This is a genomic window from Sphingomonas sp. MJ1 (PH-R8), from assembly GCF_048058635.1.
Classification (GTDB): Bacteria; Pseudomonadota; Alphaproteobacteria; order Sphingomonadales; family Sphingomonadaceae; genus Sphingomonas.
The window spans coordinates 17509-36664 of the sequence record NZ_JBBEFX010000001.1; the positions used below are offsets into that span (position 1 = coordinate 17509).

Genomic DNA, 19156 nt, shown 5'->3' on the forward strand with positions numbered 1-19156 from the left:
CGCCAGCGATCAGCCGACGCGCTCCTCCAGCATCGCGAGCTGGTCGACCGTGCGGGTCTCGTCCTGATCGGTCAGCGGCGTCGGATAGTCGCCGGTGAAGCAGGCATCACAATACTTCGGCCGCACCGCTGCGCGCTCGGCCTCGCCCAGCGCCTTGTAGAGGCCGTCGATGGAGACGAACGCCAGGCTGTCCGCCTGGATGTACTCGGTCATGCCACCCAGATCGAGCTTGGCCGCCAGCAGCTTCGCGCGCTCCGGCGTGTCGACGCCATAGAAGCAGCTGTGCCTGGTCGGCGGGCTGGCGATGCGCATGTGCACCTCGGCAGCGCCGGCATCGCGCATCATCTGCACGATCTTCAGCGAGGTGGTGCCGCGCACGATCGAATCGTCGATTAGCACGATCCGCTTGCCCTCGATCAGCTTGCGGTTGGCGTTGTGCTTCAGCTTCACGCCCAGGTGGCGGACCTTGTCACCCGGCTGGATGAAGGTGCGGCCCACATAGTGCGAGCGGATGATGCCGAGCTCAAAGGGGATGCCCGACTGCTGCGCATAGCCGATCGCCGCCGGCACGCCCGAATCGGGGACCGGGATCACCAGGTCGGCATCGACGGGGCTCTCGATCGCCAGCTCGGCACCGATCGCCTTGCGCACCGAATAGACGGAATTGCCGCCCGAGATCGAATCGGGCCGCGAGAAATAGACGTACTCGAAGATGCACGGCCGCGGCGCGTTCGGCGTGAAGGGGCGGATCGAGCGCAGCTCGGTGCCCTTCACGATCACCAGCTCGCCCGGCTCCACGTCGCGCACGTACTCGGCCCCGACCACGTCGAGCGCCACCGTCTCCGACGCGAAGATCACCGAATCGCCAAGCTTGCCCATCACCAGCGGACGGATGCCCAGCGGATCGCGGCAGGCGATCATGCCTTCCGGCGTCATGCAGATGAGCGAATAAGCGCCCTCCACCTGCTTGAGCGCATCAATGAAGCGATCGAGCAGCGTGCGGTAGTTCGACGTTGCCACCAGGTGGATGATCACCTCGGTATCCGACGTCGACTGGAAGATCGAACCGGTCCGCACCAGGTCCTTGCGCAGGCGCAGGGCGTTGGAGAGATTGCCGTTGTGCGCCACTGCAAAGCCGCCGCTCGCCAGTTCGGCATAGAGCGGCTGCACGTTGCGCAGCGCCGTATCCCCCGAGGTGGCGTAGCGGACGTGGCCGACGGCGGCCGCGCCCGGCAGCGCCTCGATCACGTCGGGCCGGTCGAAGTTGCCCGCCACATGCCCCATCGCGCGGTGCGTGTGGAACTGCACCCCGTCGAAGCTGGAGATGCCGGCGGCTTCCTGCCCGCGGTGCTGCAGCGCGTGGAGCCCCAGGGCCACCAGTGCTGCCGCGCCGTCCGCGCCGGAAACGCCAAAGATGCCGCACTCTTCGCGCAGCTTGTCGTCGTCGAAAGGATTGGTGCTAAACATCGGCCCCACGGGGTTCGCTGAGATGCGAGCGCCATATAGGGAGCGATTCCGGGTTTGTCGCCCTTCTGTCACGAAGAATGTGCGATCGCCCCCGATTGCCGCGCGGCCGCCTCCCCGGTAAGCCGCCGCCCATGGACGCGCGCGACACCGGCCTCACCCTCGATCCCAAGTACGACGCCGCAGGGCTCGTCACCGCCGTGGCGACCGACGCTGCGACCGGCGAGCTGCTGATGGTGGCCCATATGAATGCGGAGGCGCTGGCGGCGACGCTTGCGAGTGGCGAGGCGACCTTCTGGTCGCGCAGCCGCAACCGGCTGTGGAAGAAGGGGGAGACCTCCGGCCATGTCCTGCGCGTGGTGGAGGTGCGCATCGACTGCGATCAGGACGCGCTCTGGCTTCGCGTCGAGCCCGCGGGCCCCGCCTGCCACACCGGCGCGCGCAGCTGCTTCTTCCGCCGCATCGAGGACGGCCGGCTGGTCGCCGTCGAATGAGGCGACGCGTCGCGGCGCTGGCGCTCGCCCTTGCGGCCTGTTCGGGAGGCGGCGACCCGGCGAACACCGAGGCACCGGACCTGGAGACGGTCGCGATCGAGCGCGGCGTGGTGGGCGATCCCGGCGACGACTCCCTAACCGGGCTCTACGAGCGGGGCGGCGACCGGCTTTGCCTCGTGCCGCAGGGGGAGGACCTGCTGGTCGGCGCCTTCGTTCTCAGCGGCGGCCGCCTCGGCTGCAGCGCGAGCGGGACGGCCAAACGTTCGGGCGATCGCCTCCGGATCGACTTCGGCAACGCCTGCGAGCTGGAGGCGCGGGTCGAGGGCGCGCGCATCATCTTCCCCGCCAAGCTGCCGCCGCAATGCGCGCAGCGATGCACCGCCCGCGGCACCTTCAGCGGCCTGCGCGTCGAGCGGATGAGCGACGTCCTCTCCGAAGCCGCCGCCCTCCGCGACCACCGCGGCCGCGCGGTGTGTGGGGGGTAGGACCCAGCACGCCCCGGGCGCAGGTGATGAGATGACCCCGGCCTACGCCGAGATGACATAGGCGAGTGCGAGGCCGGCTAGCGCCCAGTTGCGGACGTCACGCGATCAAGGTGGCGAGCCGCTTCGTCGCGGCATGTATTGTGATCCAGCAGATCGCCGTCAGCGCACCGTAGCTGGACCCGATCGCTGCCCCTTTGAGGAGATTGCTCGCGAGAAATATGAAACCTGCGAACAAGGCTCCCGCAACACCTCCGGCTACCAAGAGCCGAGCATAACGCCCGCCGAGTGCCACGCCAGCTTCACGCGCTGCTGCGTAGAATGGCATAAGTAGCAGTAGTGACACCATACAGGTGAACGGCAGAGCGACAAGACTCGTACGGTTGAGCTCAGCAAAAAGTAAGATTGATCCAGCCGAACAGCCCGCGAGGGCCGCCGCCAAACTGATGAGGACCAAGCGAATAACAGCCATCAAAGGAGCATAGCAACTAACAGAGATGGGAGCAGCAACGAAGGTCCGCTTCCCGCACACCACCGGCTGTTCGGAAGCGGCTACGAGCGAACGGCAGGAAACGCCCAGTCTCCGCCACTCCGAGCTAGCGTTCCGCTTTCTAATTGCCGACGCTTGTTCATCCTGGCACGAAGGCATTTATGGGCTGGGAAGACATAGCAGTTGAAGCCGAAGCAATGGATTGTGCGGCCCCTCAACGCGCTAACCTTAGAGACTTGATCAATGCCGCCGACGCGCTGAACGCGCCCCAATCGATCACAGTCAATCCCTACGACGGCGGCATATCTCTCCATTGGATTGGCTGCGACTTCGAGATCGCGATCTACGATGATCATTATGAAAGCTATCGCTTCAGCAATGGAGAAACAGCAATCCGTCACTGGCCTCATGCGCCCGGCGACCCGGTTGAGGCGGTGCTCCTTGAGCAGATTGGTGGAGCAGGACCGACTGCTTCTCCTTCATAAGCGTCCATTAGCGGACGGTCTCAAAGCCACCCAATGTCGGTCATTCGCCAGTGCTGCCCGGCTTTCAAAGGAACTACGATGCGACTGGTGCCTCCGGTGCCGCAAGCGCCGCCGCCGGTTGCGAGGCAGGCTTGCGTCGCACGCCGCTCAACCCTGCCGGACCTTCTTCCCCGGCCACGGCCGGCGCGGGGGAGGCGATCGGCTGTGGCGCGCGGCGCATGCACTGCGGCTTGGGCTGGGGGAAGTCCGCGCAGTTCCACAGCGCGCGTTCCAGGTTGCGGGGCCGGTCGCGCAGGTAGCTGAACGACATCGAGGTCAGCTGCTGGGGCGACAGCGTGCCCTTGGCACTCGCCGGCAGCTGGCGTGGGTCGGTCCAGCCCATGAACTTGCAATAGGGGCGCTCGCCGCAGGCACGATCCGCCAGGATCGGGAAGCTCGCCGCATCCTTGGCATCGACATGGATCAGGAAAGTGTTGGGTTCGTCCGCCGAGGGTTTCAGCGCCGAAGCCGGCAGCGCCATCGCCTTTTGCATCGCCAGCGCCTGCGTCTCGGCCGCCAGTACCTCCGGCAGCTTGTGCGCGTCGAAATGCGCGGCAAGCTGGGCCACGCGCGGCTCGCTGCCGGTGGCGGCGAAGCGGAACGCGGGCGGGGTTCCCCACCAGCCGGTCCAGCGGAAGAACAGATGCGTGTGGACCGCCACGATCTTGTCGAGGCTGGAGCTCCAGTACGGCACCACCCAGTCGGTGTGGTAATGGGTGGCATGGCCGACGGGCCTGTAGACCGCCCCCGCCAGCGCCGCGTCCGCGACCTTGCGCGCGCGCTCCCAGAAGGGGTCGGAATACCAGCGCGCCAGCGCCCCGTCGCAGGTGAAGGTGAACTGGCAGCCGGTGGCCCGCTCCGAGCCTTGGAACACCACCCCGCACACCGTCTTCGGGAAAGCCGGATGGCGGACGCGGTTCAGCACCACCTGGGCGACCGCCTTCTGCCCCTCCGGATCGTCGCCCGCCTCGTAGAGCACGGCCGCGGCGAGGCAGTCGCTCGCCCGCGCCCGGTCCTCGTCCGGGCCACCGAAACGGAAGGGGCGGGCGGCGGGGTTGGGGCCGGCATGGAACGGGATGCCGGCGTTGAACGCCCGCGCCTCGTCCGCCGTCATGTCCTGGAACTCGATCGGCTCCACGGCCGGCAGTTCGGCGGGGGGCAGCACGCGCCGCGGTGCCGCATGCCGCATCGCGCGGCTGGCCTGGGGCGGCATCGGCGGCGCGTGGGTCACTGCCCATGCCGGCACCAGCACCGCCGCCAGCGCCACGGCCGCCAGCACTCCGTCGAGCACGTGCGAGCCCGTGCCCAGCGGCGCCGCGCGCACGCCTGAGGAATCAGGCGCACGCGCGCCGCGGGACACCAGCATGTGGATCGCTCAGCTTTCCGGCAGGAAGTCCGGAACCGACAGGTAGCGCTCGCCCGTGTCGTAGTTGAAGCCCAGCACCCGCGCCCCGTCCGGCAGGTCGGGCAGCTTCTGCAGGATCGCCGCGAGCGTCGCGCCGGACGAGATGCCGACCAGCATGCCTTCCTCGGCTGCCGAACGGCGCGCCATGTCCTTGGCGACGGCTGCGTCCACCTTGATCACGCCGTCGATCGCCTGGGTGTGGAGGTTGGCCGGGATGAAGCCCGCGCCGATGCCCTGGATCGGGTGCGGCCCCGGCTGCCCGCCGGAGATCACCGGCGAAAGCTCCGGCTCCACCGCATAGACCTTCAGCTGCGGCCACTGCTTCTTGAGCGTCTCGGCAACGCCGGTGATGTGCCCGCCGGTGCCGACGCCGGTGATCAGCACGTCGATCGGCGTGTCGGCGAAGTCCTCCAGGATTTCCTGCGCCGTGGTGCGGACATGCACGTCGACGTTGGCGGGGTTCTCGAACTGCTGCGGGATCCAGGCACCCGGCGTCTGCTCGGCCAGTTCCTGCGCGCGCTCGATCGCGCCCTTCATGCCCTTCTCGCGCGGGGTGAGGTCGAAGCTCGCGCCATAGGCCAGCATCAGCCGGCGGCGCTCGATCGACATGCTTTCGGGCATCACCAGGACCAGCTTGTAGCCCTTGACCGCCGCGACCATCGCCAGGCCGACGCCGGTGTTGCCGCTGGTCGGCTCGATGATGGTGCCGCCGGGCTGCAGGTCGCCCGAGGCTTCCGCCGCCTCGATCATCGCAAGCGCGATGCGGTCCTTGATCGATCCGCCGGGGTTCGAGCGCTCGGACTTGATCCACACCTCGGCGTCTCCGAACAGCCGCTGGATCCGGACGTGCGGCGTGTTGCCGATCGTCTCCAGGATGGTGTTGGCCTTCATTCTGCCTTCTCCTTGACGGGTGTGAATTCCAGCGTCGCGGGCGCCTCGAACGTGCGCGCCCGGCGAAGCTCCGGAAAGATGCGAGCCCACAGTGCCGTCACCAATATCGCACCGATGCCGCCTGCCACAACCGCGGCCACCGGGCCGATCGCGGCCGCGAGGAAGCCGGATTCCGCCTCGCCCAATTCGTTCGAGCCGGAGATGAACAGCGTCGACACGGCGCCCACCCGGCCGCGCATGTCGTCGGGGGTGTAGAGCTGGATCAGCGACTGGCGCACATAGACCGACACCATGTCGGCGGCGCCCAGCACGAACAGCGCCGTCAGCGCCAGCAGCACCGCCGGTGCGCTGTCATGCCCCACCGCCGACTTTCCGAGCAGCGGCAGCAGCGCCGGCGCGCTGAGGCCGAAGGCCACCGTCGCGCCGCCGAACACTGCGACCGCCGCCAGCATCTTCACGCCGACATTGGTCCGGAGCGGCCGCCACGAGAACCACAGCGCCACCGCGATCGCGCCGACCGCGGGGGCCGCGCGCAGGTGGCCCAGGCCATCGGCGCCCACCTTCAGTATGTCGCGCGCGTAGACGGGCAGCATCGCCGTCGCGCCGCCCAGCAGCACCGCGAACAGGTCGAGCGAGATCGCCCCCAGCACCAGACGGTTCTGGCGCACATAGGACAGGCCCTCCAGCATCTGGCGGAACGGGTTGGCCGTGCCGCGCACCGAATTGTGCGGCACCCGCCCGATCAGCGACAGCATCAGGAAGGAGAAGGTGAACAGCGCCCCGGACACGGCATAGGGCAGCCAGTGGCTGGCGGCATAGAGATAGCCGCCCATCGTCGGCCCCAGCACCGTGCCCGCCTGCCACGAGACCGAGCTCATCGCGATCGCGGTCGGAAGGATCGCCTTGGGCACCAGATTGGGGGCAAGCGCCTGGAGCGATGGGCCGGCAAAGGCGCGCGCCACGCCCAGCAGCGCCGCCACGAAGAACAGCAGCCCAAGCGTGACATGCTCATGGTAGCTCGCGACCGCCAGGGTGATGGCGCATCCCGCCTCGATCGCGACCGAACCGCGCGCGATCCAGCGACGGTCGACGCGATCGGCGACCCAGCCGGCGACCAGCGAGAGGACGAGCAGCGGCAGGAACTGCGCGATGCCGATCAGTCCGAGGTAGAAGGCGGCTTCCTTCACGTCCATCGTCCTCCGGGCGAGGTCATAGACCTGCCAGCCGATGACGATCACCATCGACATCTGGGCGAGGGTGGTGGACAGCCGGGCCAGGAAATAGGCGCGGAAATTGTGGATTGCGAACGGGTGCTGGACGGCGGCCATGTTCAGGGCTCTATGCGGGGGCGGCGCCATCGGCAATCACGCTTTGCGGGCTGCTTGCGATGCCACGGGCAGGGGACGCGCGGCGGCATCCCGCCGCGCGCCGGAGATCAGACGATGGTGCCGCCGTGGGTCGCCGCGACCGGATCTCCCAGGAACGCGAGCAGGTCGTCGGTCAGCCGGTCCTGATCGGTCGCGAACAGGCCGTGGGGGGCGTCGTCATATTCGATCAGCGTGGCGCCGGGGATCGCCGCGGCCGCCGCCCGGCCGGTGGCGTCGATCGGCACCGTGTCGTCCGACGTGCCGTGGATCACGAGCGTCGGCACGGTGAACGCGGCGAGGTCCGGTCGGAAGTCGGTGAAGGCGAACGCCTCGGCACAGGCGAGCGTGGGCTTGAGCCCCGCCTGCTGCGTCAGGTTCCACGCCCAGTGCAGCCGCTCTTCGCTCACCGGGCTGGTGATGAAGCCGACGCCGAAGAACTGGTCCAGGAAGTTCGCCATGAACTTCGGCCGGTCCGCCTCGATCTGCCGGGTGATGTCCTCCAGCTGCGCGCGGGGCACGCCGTTCGGATTGTCGTCGGTCTGGAGCATGTAGGGCACGACGGACCCGACCAGCACCGCCTTCGCGACGCCCTTGCCGCCGTGGCGCGACAGGTAGCGCGCGACCTCGCCGCCGCCCATCGAGAAGCCGACCAGCGTCGCGCCCGAGGTGACGCCGCACGCCTCCATCACGTCGGCCAGGTCGTCCGCCAGCGTGTCATAGTCATAGCCGGACCACGGCTGTTCCGACCGGCCGAAGCCGCGGCGGTCATAGGCGATCACGCGATAGCCGGCGTTGGCGAGCGCGAACGCCTGCGGGTCCCAGCTGTCCGACGACAAAGGCCAGCCGTGGATCAGCACGACCGCGGGCCCGCTGCCCCAGTCCTTCACATACAGCTTGGTACCGTCGCGGGTCTCGACAGTCGGCATCGGCAACTCCTTGTGCGGGGAAGCGGGCGGCCGGCGAAGGGATGCCGGCAGGGAAGGGGCGGCGGTCAGCCGAGGGTGACGTCGGCGACCTTGTCGGCGTAATCGGCCTTGGGATCGACGCCCAGCAGGATCTTGATGCCCGCGAACAGGCTCGACTCGTCCAGCCAGATCTTCGCATGCTCGGCATCCAGCCGGATCAGTTCCAGCTTGGGATCATCCTTGCCGCCTTCGTACCAGGCGGCGGCGAACCGGTTCCACAGCCGGTCGATCATGGCGCGATCCTGCTCCACGACCAGGTCGCCGTGGATGCTTGCGAACACCTCGTGGTTCTTGGAGGCGAAATGAGCGGTGGCGCGGGTGCCCTCGCGCATTTCCTTCACCAGCGTGTTGTCCTTGGTGGTGAAGAACCAGATCGGCCCGTGCTCCGCGCCGTCCAGCGTCTGGCCCGTCATCGGCTGGGCATGGCCGTCGCCGACGCCGTCGATCCCCAGCATCAGCGTGCGATCGGATTTCAGCGCCTTCCAGAAGCGGGTCTGGATTTCCTGGGGCGTTGGCATGCGGCTCTCCTGCAGTTCGCCGCGCCAACGGGCGGAACGCCAAGGTGGTTCCGGTGGGGAGCCGGGACGCGCGTCCCGGCTCCGGCATGGGTCAGAGCGTGCAGCGGCGGGTCACGCCACGGCGCAGCGTGTAGCTGTCGGTGCGGCTGTTGTAGCTGCGGAAGCGCTGCTGGCAGGCGCGGACGTGGCGGTACCAGTCGTTCTGGCGGCCGCGATAGGCGGCGGTCGGCGCACCGGGGCGCGCACCCCAGCCGTTGTTCCAATTGCCATAGCTGTTGCCCCGCGTGGTCGTGGTCGTGCGGGTGACCGTCCGGACGGTCGTGCGGCTCTGCTGGTGCTGGCCCTGGGCTCGGGGTGCGGGATCGTGTCGTGCCTGTGCGGAGGCAGCGGGGGCGATCATGACCAGGACGGCGCCAATCGCGCCTGCGAGCAACTTCTGCATGGACTTTTTACTCCTTCGGTCCGCCGATACACTGGCGGCGGGGGCAGAACCCCTAGCCGGCGGAATGTTTCCCGCAGATGAGCGGGAAAGGTGGGCGCGTCAGGCCGGCATCTCGGCGGCCCGGCAACTAAACCGGTGAGCCCACGTTGTTTGGCCGTAACGAAAAAGGATCGAACGATGAAGCGAGGCTGTTTGCTGTGGGTGCTGGGCGTGCCGCTCCCGGTGGTGCTGATCCTCTACTTCCTGTTCTTCCGCTAAGCGCCGGCCGCCGCTTGGCCTTCCGGGCAAGCGGCGCCCGCCGCGGCTAGGGCTGTACGCAGAACTCCACGTCCGTCACATAGATGCGCTCGACGCACTGTTCCGCCGCCCAGGCGAGCCCCGCGTCCTCGGCGGCTTCGCGCGTCTCGAACGGCGGCAGCCCGATCAGCGCCACCGACTGCACCTCGTCCCCGTCGCCGCAGGCGACCAGCGCCGCGCCCGACAGGTCATACCGGCCGTCCGAAAGCGCGACGATGCTGATGCAGTCGACGTCACCCGGCGCGACCTCTCCGCTCGGCAATCGGATGATTTCCATGGCTCACCTCCTCTTGATGGAGCCGCAACGCGCCAGGCCCGAAAAACGGTGCACCGGCGCCGTCAGACCGGGGTCGGCGCGGGCCCCACGCGCTGTTCGGGAAGCGGCGCCGTCCTCAGCTGCCCATAGCGCGGCTCGAAGATCGCGTGCCGTGCAGCCCAGGCACCCGCGCGCGCGCTCGCGGTCCACTGAACCGCAAGCGGCGAGAGCAGCAGCCCCAGCGTGACGGGCAGCAGCCACAGCGCCGTCACCGGCATCAGGGGCGACAGGAGCAGCAGCACCATCCCGAACCCCAGGTGCCAGCGATAGCGCGGCAGGATGTCGCGCATGGCGAGGCCGTCGCGCTGCCGGCTCTGCGGGTCCCAGGCGGACCGCTTGCCCGCGGCGATGCCGACCAGGTCGATCGTCTGCGTCAACGCGATCGCCGGGGCGACCAGCATCGAGAGCGGCACGTCCAGCAGCACCGAGAGGCCGATCGTGCGCCACCCGCCCAGCGCCTCGCGGCGCTCGCGGTCGGCCGTCGCCCAGATCACGCTCAGCAGCTTGGGGCCGAACAGCAGCAGCAGCGTCACCGCCAGCACCACAGCCGAGGTGCCCCGGTTCATCAGGCTCGGCTCACCCACCAGCGCCTGGACGATGCTGGTGAGGATCAAGAGCAGCCAGAGCGGGGAGGCGAGATAGGCGGACGCCCCCAGCAACAGCTGCAACCGGTTGATCCAGTGAAAGCCGGAGGCGCCAAGCAGCCGCAGGTGCTGGATGTTGCCCTGCGCCCAGCGCCGGTCCCGGACGGCGGCATCGATCAGCGTCGGCGGATATTCCTCGAAGGTCGCATCCGTCAGCACCATGTGCACGCGCCAGCCGCGCCGCCGCAGCAGCGCCGCCTCCACCATGTCGTGACTCATGATGGTGCCGCCGAACGGCGGTCCGCCGGGAAGCTCGGGCAGCCCGCAGCAGGCGGCGAACGCCTCGATCCGGATCAGCGCATTGTGGCCCCAGAAGGTCGCCTCCGAGCCGGACCACCACACCAGCCCGGCGGTGGAGATCGGGCCGTAGAGGTGGCTTGCGAACTGCATCCAGCGCTGGAACAGCGTGGTCGCGCCGATCACCATCGGCACCGTCTGGAGCAGCGCCACCGCTGGCCGCCGGTCGAGCACCTGCGCCATGCCGATGATCGTGTCGCCGCCCATCAGGCTGTCGGCATCCAGCATCAGCATATAGTCGTAGGCGCCGCCGAACCGCCGGATCCATTCGGCGACGTTGCCCGGCTTGCGGCCGACGTTCTGCGTCCGCCGGCGATAGTAGAGCGCGCAGTCGAGCTGCTGCGCCAGCGCCCGCCATGCCGCGACTTCCTCCGCCTCCGCCTCGGGCGCGGAATCGCTCAGGATGAAGAAGTCGAAGTGCTTGGCCATGCCGCCCTGGGCGATCGCCTCGGCCATCTGGGCGATGCGCCCATAGACCGCCGCCACGTCCTCGTTGTGGACCGGCATCAGGATGGCGGTGCGGCCCTTCAGCGGCGCCGACCAGCGCGGGGTCGGCATGAAGCCGGGACGCAGGCCGGTGATGAGCAGCAGGAAGCCGATCGACGCATTGATGAACCCGAACGAGATCAGCGCGAACAGCGGGAAGAAGATCACCAGCAGCAGCGCGTCGGTGACGCTCCAGCCATCCGCGACCAGCGACTCCTTGAGCGCGGTCGAGGCGGCGGTCGCCAGCATCGCGGTGAGCAGCACCAGCAGCACGCGCCGCGCGAGCAAGTCGCCGCCATCCTCGCTGGGACCCGACCAGGGTTCGGGAATCCTGCGCGGGGGCGGCGGCCCGTCGAACTGCTGGACCGGCATGTCGATGGGGGCCTCTGCCGGGAGGCGAGCCGGCTGCTTCACCCGTTGAACACCGGAAACAACAGCGTTTCGCTGAGCGCACGGTCGCCCCGCTTCAGGAACAGCCGCACGTCGGCCGGACCATTGCCCTCGGGCGCGATGTCGGCGGTGATCCGCCAGCGGTTCTTCTGCCCGACCACTGGATAGGCGGCGCTCGCGATCAGCTTGCCGCGCGCGACGTCGATCGCGGGCGAGACCCCGCTCGACCGGTCGAGACCGGCAAGGCCCGCGCCCTCGAAGTCCACGACCAGCTTGCGCGCGCCCTTGGTCGGCGCGTCGCCCGGTCGCCCGGCCACACCGGTCCAGCTGTCGACCACATGCGCGGTCGCCTGCGACAGCGTCGGATCGTCCGATCCCCAGCGCAGGCCATAGTCGAACTGCAATCGCTGGCCCGCCTTGGGCGCCTCTGCCGGCACCCAGAAGGAGACGATGTTGTCGACTGTCTCGGCCGCGGTCGGGAAGGCGAACAGCACCACGTTGCCGCGGCCCCATTGCCCGCGCGGCTCGACCCACAAATTGGGCCGGCGGTCGTAGAAGGCGCCATCGTCCTGATAATGGTCGAAGTTGCGGTCGCGCTGGAGCAGGCCGAAGCCGCGCGGGTTCTCGTCGGCGAAGCTGTCGAGCGTTTCGCGCGGCGGATTGACGAGCGGTCGCCAGATGCGCTCGCCGCGTCCCGTCAGCAGGGCGAGACCATCGGAATCGTGGATCTCCGGGCGCCAGTCGACGGCCGCGCCGCGGTTGCCCTCGCCATACCAGAACATGCTGGTGGCGGGCGCGATGCCCAGCCGGTCGACGTCGCGGCGCAGGTGGAGCACCGCCGACACGTCCTGCTGCACGCCGTTCTGGTGGCGGCTGGCGATGCGATACGCGCCGGTCACGCTGGCGCCGTCCATCAGCGCATAGACGGTATAGGCGTCTGCACCGGTGCGCTCGATCCAGAACTCGGTGAAGTCCGGGAACTCCTCGCGCCCAGAAATGCCGGTGTTGATCGCGATCCCACGCGCCGACAAGCCATATTGGTCCTGCGAGCCCGCGGTGCGGAAATAGGACGCGCCCTGGAACGCCATCCAGTCGCTCTCCTTGCCGGGCACCATGGCGCGGAAGCCGGCGATGCCGAGCGGCGGCGCGTGGCCCGACACCGCCTGGAACAGGTCGCGTGAGAAGGGGACGGCGTGCGCCTGGCCGTTCTCGACGATGTTGATCTTGACCGGGGTCGGCGCATAGCGGCCGAGCGGGAACAGGCGGATGCCGCCCGCCAGCGTCTCGTCCGGCCGGTAGCGGATCGAACCGACCGCGTCATAGTCGATCGCCGCGGCCGCCGCGACGCGCTCGGGCGCGCGATAGGGCTGGCGCGCGAGAGTCGCGGCGCGCTCCTGCAGTGCCTCCCAGGAAAAGGGCTGGGCCGGGCTCTGCGTCCTGCGCGCCATGGCGGCAAACGGGCCGCCGAAAAGGGCTGCCAGGCCGGCAGTGGCGACGATCTCACGTCGGGTCGGGTATCGCATGCGGGCTCCAAGCCGTGATCGGGCAATTTGTTGCAGCGCAACAGATGCCTGAACGCAAGGGCACGCCGATCGGTTCAAATCCCCGACGCGGCCGGCCGTGCAGAGAAGCGGAGCGACAGCAAGGCCGCGTCCGCCACGCCCACTCAGCCGATCGTTACGAAGCTGTCGAGCACGCGCTTGCGCCCGCCGGTCTCGAAGTCGATCTCCAGCTTGTTGCCCTCGATTGCCGCGATCGTGCCGTATCCGAACTTCTGGTGGAACACGCGCAGGCCGACGCTCACGTCGCTGCGACCCTTGTTGCCCAGGCTGACCGCACTCGCGCGGCTTTCGATCACGCGCGGCGCATCGCGGGTGAAGGTGGAGCCGCTGCTTGCCGCCCGCTGCCAGCCCGGCCCACGCCCGGTGCCGCGGCTGACGTCTGCGAACGGATCGGCGCGCTCGGACCAGTTGGCGCGCCACAGGCTCTCGCCGCCGGCCATGGTGGTTTCCGCATCGATATGCTCGGCCGGCAGCTCGCCGACGAAGCGGCTGGGAAGCGACGAGGTCCACTGGCCATAGATGCGGCGGTTGGCCGCATGCAGGATCACCGCCAGCCGGCGGGCGCGGGTGATCGCGACATAGGCGAGGCGGCGTTCCTCCTCCAGGCTGGCGAGCCCGCCCTCGTCCAGCGAGCGCTGCGAGGGGAACAGGCCTTCCTCCCAGCCGGCCAGGAACACGGTGTCGAACTCCAGCCCCTTGGCGGCGTGGATCGTCATGATGGTGACCTGCGGCTCCTGGGTAGCACCTTCATTGTCCATCACCAGGCTGACATGCTCCAGGAACGCGCCCAGGCTGTCATACTCCTCCATCGCACGGACGAGCTCGTTGAGGTTCTCCAGGCGCCCGGCCGCCTCGGCCGACTTCTCCGCCTGCCACATCGCGGTATAGCCGCTCTCGTCGAGCAGCTGCCGGGCGAGCTCGGGGTGGGGCAGGTCGCGCGCCATGTCGCGCCAGCGGGCGATGTCGCCGACCAGCCGGCCGAGCGACTTGCGCGCCGCGCCGGTCAACTCGTCGGTATCGAGGATGCGCGCCGCCGCCGTCATCAGCGGGCTGCCGGTCGCGCGCGCATAGCGGTGCACGGTCGCCACCGCCTTGTCGCCCAGGCCGCGCTTGGGCACGTTGACGATGCGCTCGAACGCCAGGTCGTCGGCCGGCTGGTTGACGACGCGCAGGTAGGCGATGGCGTCGCGGATCTCCATCCGCTCGTAGAAACGCTGGCCACCGACGATGCGGTAGGGCAGGCCGATCGCGATGAAGCGGTCCTCGAACTCGCGGGTCTGGTGCTGCGCGCGCACCAAGATCGCCATCTCGTCATAGGATTTGCCCGACCGGCGGCACGCCTCCATCTCCTCGCCGACGCGGCGCGCTTCCTCGGGACCGTCCCACACGCCGATCACGCGCACCTTCTCGCCCGCGTCGAGCTCGGTCCACAGCTGCTTGCCCAACCGCCCGCTGTTGTTGGCGATGACGCCGCCGGCCGCGCCCAGGATGTGCGGCGTGGAGCGGTAGTTCTGCTCCAGCCGGATCACCTTGGCGCCCGGGAAGTCGCGTTCGAAGCGCAGGATGTTCTCCACCTGCGCGCCCCGCCACGAATAGATCGACTGGTCGTCGTCGCCGACGCAGCAGATGTTCTTGCGCTCCTGCGCCAGCAGCCGCAGCCACAGATACTGGACCGAGTTGGTGTCCTGATACTCGTCCACCATGATGTAGCGGAAGCACTGTTGATAGTGCTCCAGCACGTCGCGATGCGTGCGCAGAATGGTCAGCACGTGGAGCAGCAGGTCGCCGAAGTCGCAGGCGTTCACCGCTTTGAGCCGGTCCTGATACTGCTGGTACAGCTCGCCGCCGCGACCGTTGGCGAAGCGCTCGCTCTCGCCCGCATCGACGTCTGCGGGCGTCATCCCCTTGTTCTTCCAGCTGTCGATCACGCCGGCGAGCTGGCGCGCGGGAAACCGCTTCTCGTCCAGGTTCGCCGCCACGATCAGCTGCTTTATCAGCCGCAGCTGGTCGTCGGTGTCGAGGATGGTGAAGTTCGACTGCAGCCCCACCAACTCGGCATGGCGGCGCAGCATCTTCGCGCCGATCGCGTGAAAGGTGCCGAGCCACGGCATCCCCTCGACCGCGTCGCCGACCAGCCGCCCGACACGCTCGCGCATCTCGCGCGCAGCCTTGTTGGTGAAGGTGACCGACAGGATTTCCGACGGCCACGCCTTGCGCGTGTAGAGCAAGTGCGCGAGCCGTGCGGTCAACGCCGCCGTCTTGCCCGTGCCCGCGCCTGCCAGCACCAGCACCGGCCCCTCGCTCGTCAGCACGGCTTCGCGCTGCGGTTCGTTGAGGCCGCGCAGGTACGGCGGGTCCTGGGGCGAGGGGGTCGTCTGCGGCACGGTCATGCGCGAACAGCTAGGGAACGAAGCCCGCCGGGGCAAGGCTTGAACCGCGCTATCCCTTGCGTCCGAAGGCACGTTGCATAGGCGGAGCAGACGCCCCGGCAGCTGTCGTATCCCTGCGAAGGCAGGGATCCAGGGCCAAGCAGAACAACGACCTGTCACGCTCGAAACCGTGGGCTCCTGCCTTCGCAGGAGCACGAGATAGGGTGCGTAACGATGCTGCGCTCCGGGAATGGCATCAGCAACAAAGATGCGCGGCTAGGTTGACCTCGCGCAATCGCCTCGCCAACCAGCGCGCATGACCGCCCCATCCTCCGCCGCCATGCCGATCCCGGCCGCCGTTCTGCCCGTAGAGGGCGGCCCCTCCAGCCGCCGCATCCTGCTCGCGAGCCTCGTCGGCACCTCGGTCGAATTCTACGACTTCTACATCTATGCCACTGCCGCGGCGCTGGTATTCCCCACGCTGTTCTTCCCGGCCGAGTCGGAGTCGGCGCGGCTGATGCTGAGCTACGCCAGCCTCGGCCTCGCCTTCCTCGCCCGCCCGCTCGGCGCGGCGCTGTTCGGCCACTTCGGCGACCGCATGGGGCGCAAGTCGACGCTGGTCGCCTCGCTGATGCTGATGGGCGGCTCGACCCTCGCGATCGCGTTTCTGCCCACCTACGGCCAGGTCGGCCTGCTCGCCCCGTTCCTGCTGTGCGTGCTGCGCTTCGCCCAGGGGCTCGGCCTCGGCGGCGAGTGGGGCGGGGCGGCGCTGCTCGCGGTGGAGAATGCGCCCAAGGGCTGGGCCGGGCGCTTCGGATCGGTGCCGCAGCTGGGCGCACCGGTCGGCTTCCTCGCCGCCAATGGCCTCTTCCTGCTGCTCGGCCTCGGCCTGGACGAAGTCGCGTTCCGCAGCTGGGGCTGGCGCCTGCCGTTCCTCGCCAGCGCGCTGCTGGTCGGCCTCGGCCTGTGGGTCCGCCTGAAGCTCACCGAAACCGCCGAGTTCCGCGCCGCCCTGGAACACGAAGCGCCCGCGTCGGTGCCGCTTGCCGAACTCTTCCGCAGCCATCTTCGCGGAACGCTCGCCGGCACGTTCGGCGCAGTCGCCTGCTTCGCGCTCTACTACATCGCGACGGCCTTCGCGCTCGGCCACGGCACCACGCGGCTCGGCTTCTCGCGCGACACCTTCCTCTCGATGCAGCTGTTCGCGATCCTGTTCATGGCCGCCGGCATCGCGCTTGCCGGCTGGTGGGCGGATCGCAGCAGCACCGGTCGCGTACTCGCCTTCGGCTGTGGGGGCGTGATCGTCGCCGGCCTGCTCATGCAGCCGCTGATGGGCGGCGGCACGATCGCGGCCGTCACCGCTTGGCTGGCGATCGCCCTGTTCGCGATGGGCTTCGTCTACGGCCCGCTCGGCGCCTGGCTTCCGGGCCTGTTCCCGCCGCGCGTCCGCTACACCGGCGCGTCGATGGCGTTCAACGTCGGCGGCGTGATCGGCGGCGCGGTGACGCCGATGGCGGCCGAGGCATTCGCCCAGGCGGGCGGGCTCACCCCGGTGGGGCTCTACCTCGCCGTCGCCGGGCTGTTCAGTCTTGCGGGTCTGTGGCTGGTTCCGCGCGCCGCAGCAAAGTGAGCTTCGCCTTGCCATAGACGCGCTCGGCATCGATCACGAAGCCGGGCGCATCGGCATCCTCGGTGCGGCCGGTTTCGACGCTCACCCAGGTCGCCGGCCCGATCCAGCCGAGCCGTGCCAGCTTGTCGGCCGCGACCCAGCCGGCGCCGCTCGCATAGGGTGGATCCATCATCACCAGGTCGAGCGGCGTCGAGGTCGGGCCCAGCGCCAGCACCGACTGCGCCCGCACCTGTGCGCCCTTGGCGCCGAGCTTCTCGACATTGGCGCGCAGTGCATCGAGCGCATGCCGGTCCTGCTCCACGAACAGGCACGACGCGGCGCCGCGCGACAACGCCTCGAGCCCCAGCGCGCCCGATCCTGCGAACAGGTCGGCGACCGCCAGCCCCTCGAAGCTGCCGACCCGGCTCGCCAGCATCGAGAACAGCGCCTCGCGCGTGCGATCCGCGGTCGGGCGGGTGGCTTCACCCTTGGGTGCGGCGATCGGACGCCCGCGCCACTGGCCGGAAATGATGCGCATCAGCGGCGACCCTTCGGAGGACCGCCGGGCCGTCCGCCCCGCGGCGGACGAGCGGGACCATCACCCCGCGGCGGACGCGATGCGTCACCGCGCGGCGAGCGTGGAGCGTCACCACGCGGCGAACGCGGTCCTTCTCCGCGAGGAGCGCGCGGACCATCCCCGCGCGGCGCACCTGCGCCGTGGCCGGAGCGCGGCCCATCGCCGCGCGGCGATCGTGCCCCCTCGGGGCGAGCCGTGCGCGGACCTTCGCCGCGGGGACCGCGAGGGGCGTCACCGCCATAGTTCCCGGACCTCGGCTTGCCGAATGCGCTGCGCGGCCCGTCCGCGCGCTGCGGACGCTCGCCCCGCTGCGGCCGTTCCGTACGGTCGCCACGCGGCGGACGCCGATCGTCGCGCGCCGGGCGTTCGCCACCAAAGGCTGCGGACAGCGTACGGCGCGGCTTGTCGCCACGGCCGGTCTCGGTGGGACGCTCCCCCCGCTCGGCGGCCGGCTTGCGGCCGGTGCGGTCGGCAAAGGCCGCTGCGCGCTGCCCACGCGGGCTGCGCGGTGCGCCGGCCTCGTCGCGGCGGCCGGCAAGACCGTCCTTGCGGCGCGGCCCGCGTTCGGCCGTGCGCTTGCCGAAGCCAGTCCCGCGCGGCGCCTCGCCCGTGTCTTCGTCCGCCGGGCGGGTGCGGCGGAACGCCTGCGGGTGCGGCTGCACCTCGCGCGCGACCCGCTCGCCATAGGGTACCGGGGAAGGACGTGGACGTGCCGGCGCGGTCCGATCGCGCGAGGGTTCGCGCCGCCATGCCTTCAGCGCGGCCGGATCGGCGCCCTCGGGCGTCGGCTTGCTGGTCGGCCGGTCCTTCAGCGTCTTGCGGAACGCGACCAGGTCGTGCTGCCGGATCTCGTCCACCGACGCGATCGGCATGTCTTCGAGATAGAAGGGGCCATAGCGGGTGCGGATCAGGCGCGAGACCTGGAGGCCTAGATACTCGAGCACGCGCCGCACTTCGCGGTTCTTGCCCTCGGTCAGGGTCATCTCGATCCAGACGTTGGTGCCGGTCCGCCGCTCCATGTTGGCGTTGATCGGGCCATAGCGGACGCCCTCGATCTCGACGCCCAGCATCAGCTCTTCGAGCTGCGCCTGGCTCACGTCACCATAGGCACGCGCACGATAGGTGCGCTCGACGCCCGTCGCCGGCAGCTCCAGCTGGCGCTTCAACTCGCCGTCGGTGGTCAGCAGCAGCAGCCCTTCGGTGTTGAGGTCGAGGCGGCCGACCGGCATCAGCCGCGGCAGGTCGCCGGGCATGCGGTCATAGATCGTCTGGCGGCCGTGCGGATCGCGCGCGGCGGTCAGCACGCCCGAAGGCTTGTGATAGCGGAACAGCCGGGTGGGGGCGGCGGCCTGCACCGGCTCCCCATCCACGGTGATGCCGCGCAGCGACGTGAGCAGCGTCGCGGGCGTCTCGATCGGAACGCCGTCGAGCGCGACGCGGCGCGCCTCGATCAGCCGTTCGACGTCGCGGCGGGAGGCAACCCCGGCGCGGGCGAGCAGCTTTGCGATTCGCTGCGGTTCGTTGGTCTTGGACGTCGACACGATGGGGAAATGCTATCCTGTTACGC

General features: G+C 69.4%; 17 protein-coding genes. 4 read left to right on the top strand and 13 right to left on the bottom strand.

Features of this window, described 5'->3' with window-relative positions; translation table 11 throughout:
• Positions 1 to 9: 9 nt before the first annotated feature.
• A complete protein-coding gene (gene purF, locus VPH46_RS00095; RefSeq protein WP_416607776.1) occupies positions 10 to 1467 on the bottom strand; it encodes an amidophosphoribosyltransferase in 1458 nt (485 codons plus the stop codon).
• 131 nt (positions 1468 to 1598) lie between these two features.
• Between purF and hisI the strand changes: the two genes are divergently transcribed.
• The 3 genes from hisI to VPH46_RS00110 all read left to right on the top strand — a co-directional run bounded on the left by hisI (position 1599) and on the right by VPH46_RS00110 (position 3415).
• Positions 1599 to 1958, top strand: coding sequence for a phosphoribosyl-AMP cyclohydrolase (gene hisI, locus VPH46_RS00100; RefSeq protein ID WP_416607778.1), 360 nt, complete (start codon positions 1599 to 1601; stop codon positions 1956 to 1958).
• Positions 1955 to 2443, top strand: a complete 489-nt coding sequence (locus tag VPH46_RS00105) for a hypothetical protein (RefSeq protein WP_416607780.1) — start codon at positions 1955 to 1957, stop codon at positions 2441 to 2443. Before hisI ends, VPH46_RS00105 begins: the two co-directional genes overlap by 4 nt.
• A gap of 648 nt (positions 2444 to 3091) precedes the next feature.
• Complete coding sequence (locus VPH46_RS00110) at positions 3092 to 3415, top strand: hypothetical protein (protein WP_125960116.1); 324 nt, start codon at positions 3092 to 3094, stop codon at positions 3413 to 3415.
• 73 nt (positions 3416 to 3488) lie between these two features.
• On the opposite strand, the gene VPH46_RS00115 is transcribed toward VPH46_RS00110, so the two are convergent.
• From VPH46_RS00115 to VPH46_RS00160, 10 genes are all read right to left on the bottom strand, one after another.
• On the bottom strand, positions 3489 to 4820 hold the full coding sequence (locus VPH46_RS00115; RefSeq protein ID WP_416607782.1) for a cell wall hydrolase: 1332 nt from the start codon (positions 4818 to 4820) through the stop codon (positions 3489 to 3491).
• A 9-nt stretch (positions 4821 to 4829) separates the two neighbouring features.
• A complete protein-coding gene (gene cysK, locus VPH46_RS00120) occupies positions 4830 to 5750 on the bottom strand; it encodes a cysteine synthase A (RefSeq protein WP_125960114.1) in 921 nt (306 codons plus the stop codon).
• Complete coding sequence (locus tag VPH46_RS00125) at positions 5747 to 7078, bottom strand: MFS transporter (protein WP_132881934.1); 1332 nt, start codon at positions 7076 to 7078, stop codon at positions 5747 to 5749. The genes cysK and VPH46_RS00125 overlap by 4 nt, the downstream gene beginning before the upstream one ends.
• A 107-nt stretch (positions 7079 to 7185) precedes the next feature.
• Positions 7186 to 8043 carry an alpha/beta fold hydrolase gene (locus VPH46_RS00130; RefSeq protein ID WP_416607784.1) on the bottom strand — a complete coding sequence of 286 codons (858 nt, stop codon included), beginning with the start codon at positions 8041 to 8043 and terminating at the stop codon, positions 7186 to 7188.
• Between the two features lie 65 nt (positions 8044 to 8108).
• Positions 8109 to 8600: a pyridoxamine 5'-phosphate oxidase family protein gene (locus VPH46_RS00135; protein ID WP_416607786.1), complete on the bottom strand. Its 492-nt coding sequence runs from the start codon at positions 8598 to 8600 to the stop codon at positions 8109 to 8111.
• Positions 8601 to 8691: 91 nt separating this feature from the next.
• Positions 8692 to 9042, bottom strand: coding sequence for a BA14K family protein (locus VPH46_RS00140; RefSeq protein WP_416607788.1), 351 nt, complete (start codon positions 9040 to 9042; stop codon positions 8692 to 8694).
• Positions 9043 to 9346: 304 nt separating this feature from the next.
• Complete coding sequence (locus VPH46_RS00145; protein ID WP_125960109.1) at positions 9347 to 9616, bottom strand: hypothetical protein; 270 nt, start codon at positions 9614 to 9616, stop codon at positions 9347 to 9349.
• A 62-nt stretch (positions 9617 to 9678) separates the two neighbouring features.
• Positions 9679 to 11496 carry a glucans biosynthesis glucosyltransferase MdoH gene (mdoH, locus tag VPH46_RS00150; RefSeq protein ID WP_416607790.1) on the bottom strand — a complete coding sequence of 606 codons (1818 nt, stop codon included), beginning with the start codon at positions 11494 to 11496 and terminating at the stop codon, positions 9679 to 9681.
• Positions 11493 to 12995, bottom strand: coding sequence for a glucan biosynthesis protein (locus tag VPH46_RS00155; protein ID WP_416607792.1), 1503 nt, complete (start codon positions 12993 to 12995; stop codon positions 11493 to 11495). Before VPH46_RS00155 ends, mdoH begins: the two co-directional genes overlap by 4 nt.
• Before the next feature lie 143 nt (positions 12996 to 13138).
• Positions 13139 to 15424, bottom strand: a complete 2286-nt coding sequence (locus VPH46_RS00160) for an ATP-dependent helicase (protein WP_416607794.1) — start codon at positions 15422 to 15424, stop codon at positions 13139 to 13141.
• Positions 15425 to 15743: 319 nt separating this feature from the next.
• Between VPH46_RS00160 and VPH46_RS00165 the strand changes: the two genes are divergently transcribed.
• Entirely contained in the window at positions 15744 to 17033 is a 1290-nt protein-coding gene (locus VPH46_RS00165) for an MFS transporter (RefSeq protein ID WP_416608326.1), read from the top strand.
• On the opposite strand, the gene rsmD is transcribed toward VPH46_RS00165, so the two are convergent.
• Both rsmD and VPH46_RS00175 read right to left on the bottom strand, forming a co-directional pair.
• The gene (gene rsmD / locus VPH46_RS00170; RefSeq protein WP_416607796.1) at positions 16987 to 17550 is read right to left on the bottom strand and encodes a 16S rRNA (guanine(966)-N(2))-methyltransferase RsmD; all 564 of its coding nucleotides are present in this window, start codon (positions 17548 to 17550) and stop codon (positions 16987 to 16989) included. The genes VPH46_RS00165 and rsmD overlap by 47 nt on opposite strands.
• Positions 17550 to 19130 carry a pseudouridine synthase gene (locus tag VPH46_RS00175; protein WP_416607798.1) on the bottom strand — a complete coding sequence of 527 codons (1581 nt, stop codon included), beginning with the start codon at positions 19128 to 19130 and terminating at the stop codon, positions 17550 to 17552. Before VPH46_RS00175 ends, rsmD begins: the two co-directional genes overlap by 1 nt.
• Positions 19131 to 19156: the final 26 nt, after the last annotated feature.

Coding starts and splice junctions, on each gene's coding strand:
- purF (WP_416607776.1), bottom strand. CDS start 1,467: ATGTTTAGCACCAATCCTTTCGACGACGACAAGCTGCGCGAAGAGTGC.
- hisI (WP_416607778.1), top strand. CDS start 1,599: ATGGACGCGCGCGACACCGGCCTCACCCTCGATCCCAAGTACGACGCC.
- VPH46_RS00105 (WP_416607780.1), top strand. CDS start 1,955: ATGAGGCGACGCGTCGCGGCGCTGGCGCTCGCCCTTGCGGCCTGTTCG.
- VPH46_RS00110 (WP_125960116.1), top strand. CDS start 3,092: ATGGGCTGGGAAGACATAGCAGTTGAAGCCGAAGCAATGGATTGTGCG.
- VPH46_RS00115 (WP_416607782.1), bottom strand. CDS start 4,820: ATGCTGGTGTCCCGCGGCGCGCGTGCGCCTGATTCCTCAGGCGTGCGC.
- cysK (WP_125960114.1), bottom strand. CDS start 5,750: ATGAAGGCCAACACCATCCTGGAGACGATCGGCAACACGCCGCACGTC.
- VPH46_RS00125 (WP_132881934.1), bottom strand. CDS start 7,078: ATGGCCGCCGTCCAGCACCCGTTCGCAATCCACAATTTCCGCGCCTAT.
- VPH46_RS00130 (WP_416607784.1), bottom strand. CDS start 8,043: ATGCCGACTGTCGAGACCCGCGACGGTACCAAGCTGTATGTGAAGGAC.
- VPH46_RS00135 (WP_416607786.1), bottom strand. CDS start 8,600: ATGCCAACGCCCCAGGAAATCCAGACCCGCTTCTGGAAGGCGCTGAAA.
- VPH46_RS00140 (WP_416607788.1), bottom strand. CDS start 9,042: ATGCAGAAGTTGCTCGCAGGCGCGATTGGCGCCGTCCTGGTCATGATC.
- VPH46_RS00145 (WP_125960109.1), bottom strand. CDS start 9,616: ATGGAAATCATCCGATTGCCGAGCGGAGAGGTCGCGCCGGGTGACGTC.
- VPH46_RS00155 (WP_416607792.1), bottom strand. CDS start 12,995: ATGCGATACCCGACCCGACGTGAGATCGTCGCCACTGCCGGCCTGGCA.
- VPH46_RS00160 (WP_416607794.1), bottom strand. CDS start 15,424: ATGACCGTGCCGCAGACGACCCCCTCGCCCCAGGACCCGCCGTACCTG.
- VPH46_RS00165 (WP_416608326.1), top strand. CDS start 15,744: ATGCCGATCCCGGCCGCCGTTCTGCCCGTAGAGGGCGGCCCCTCCAGC.
- rsmD (WP_416607796.1), bottom strand. CDS start 17,550: ATGCGCATCATTTCCGGCCAGTGGCGCGGGCGTCCGATCGCCGCACCC.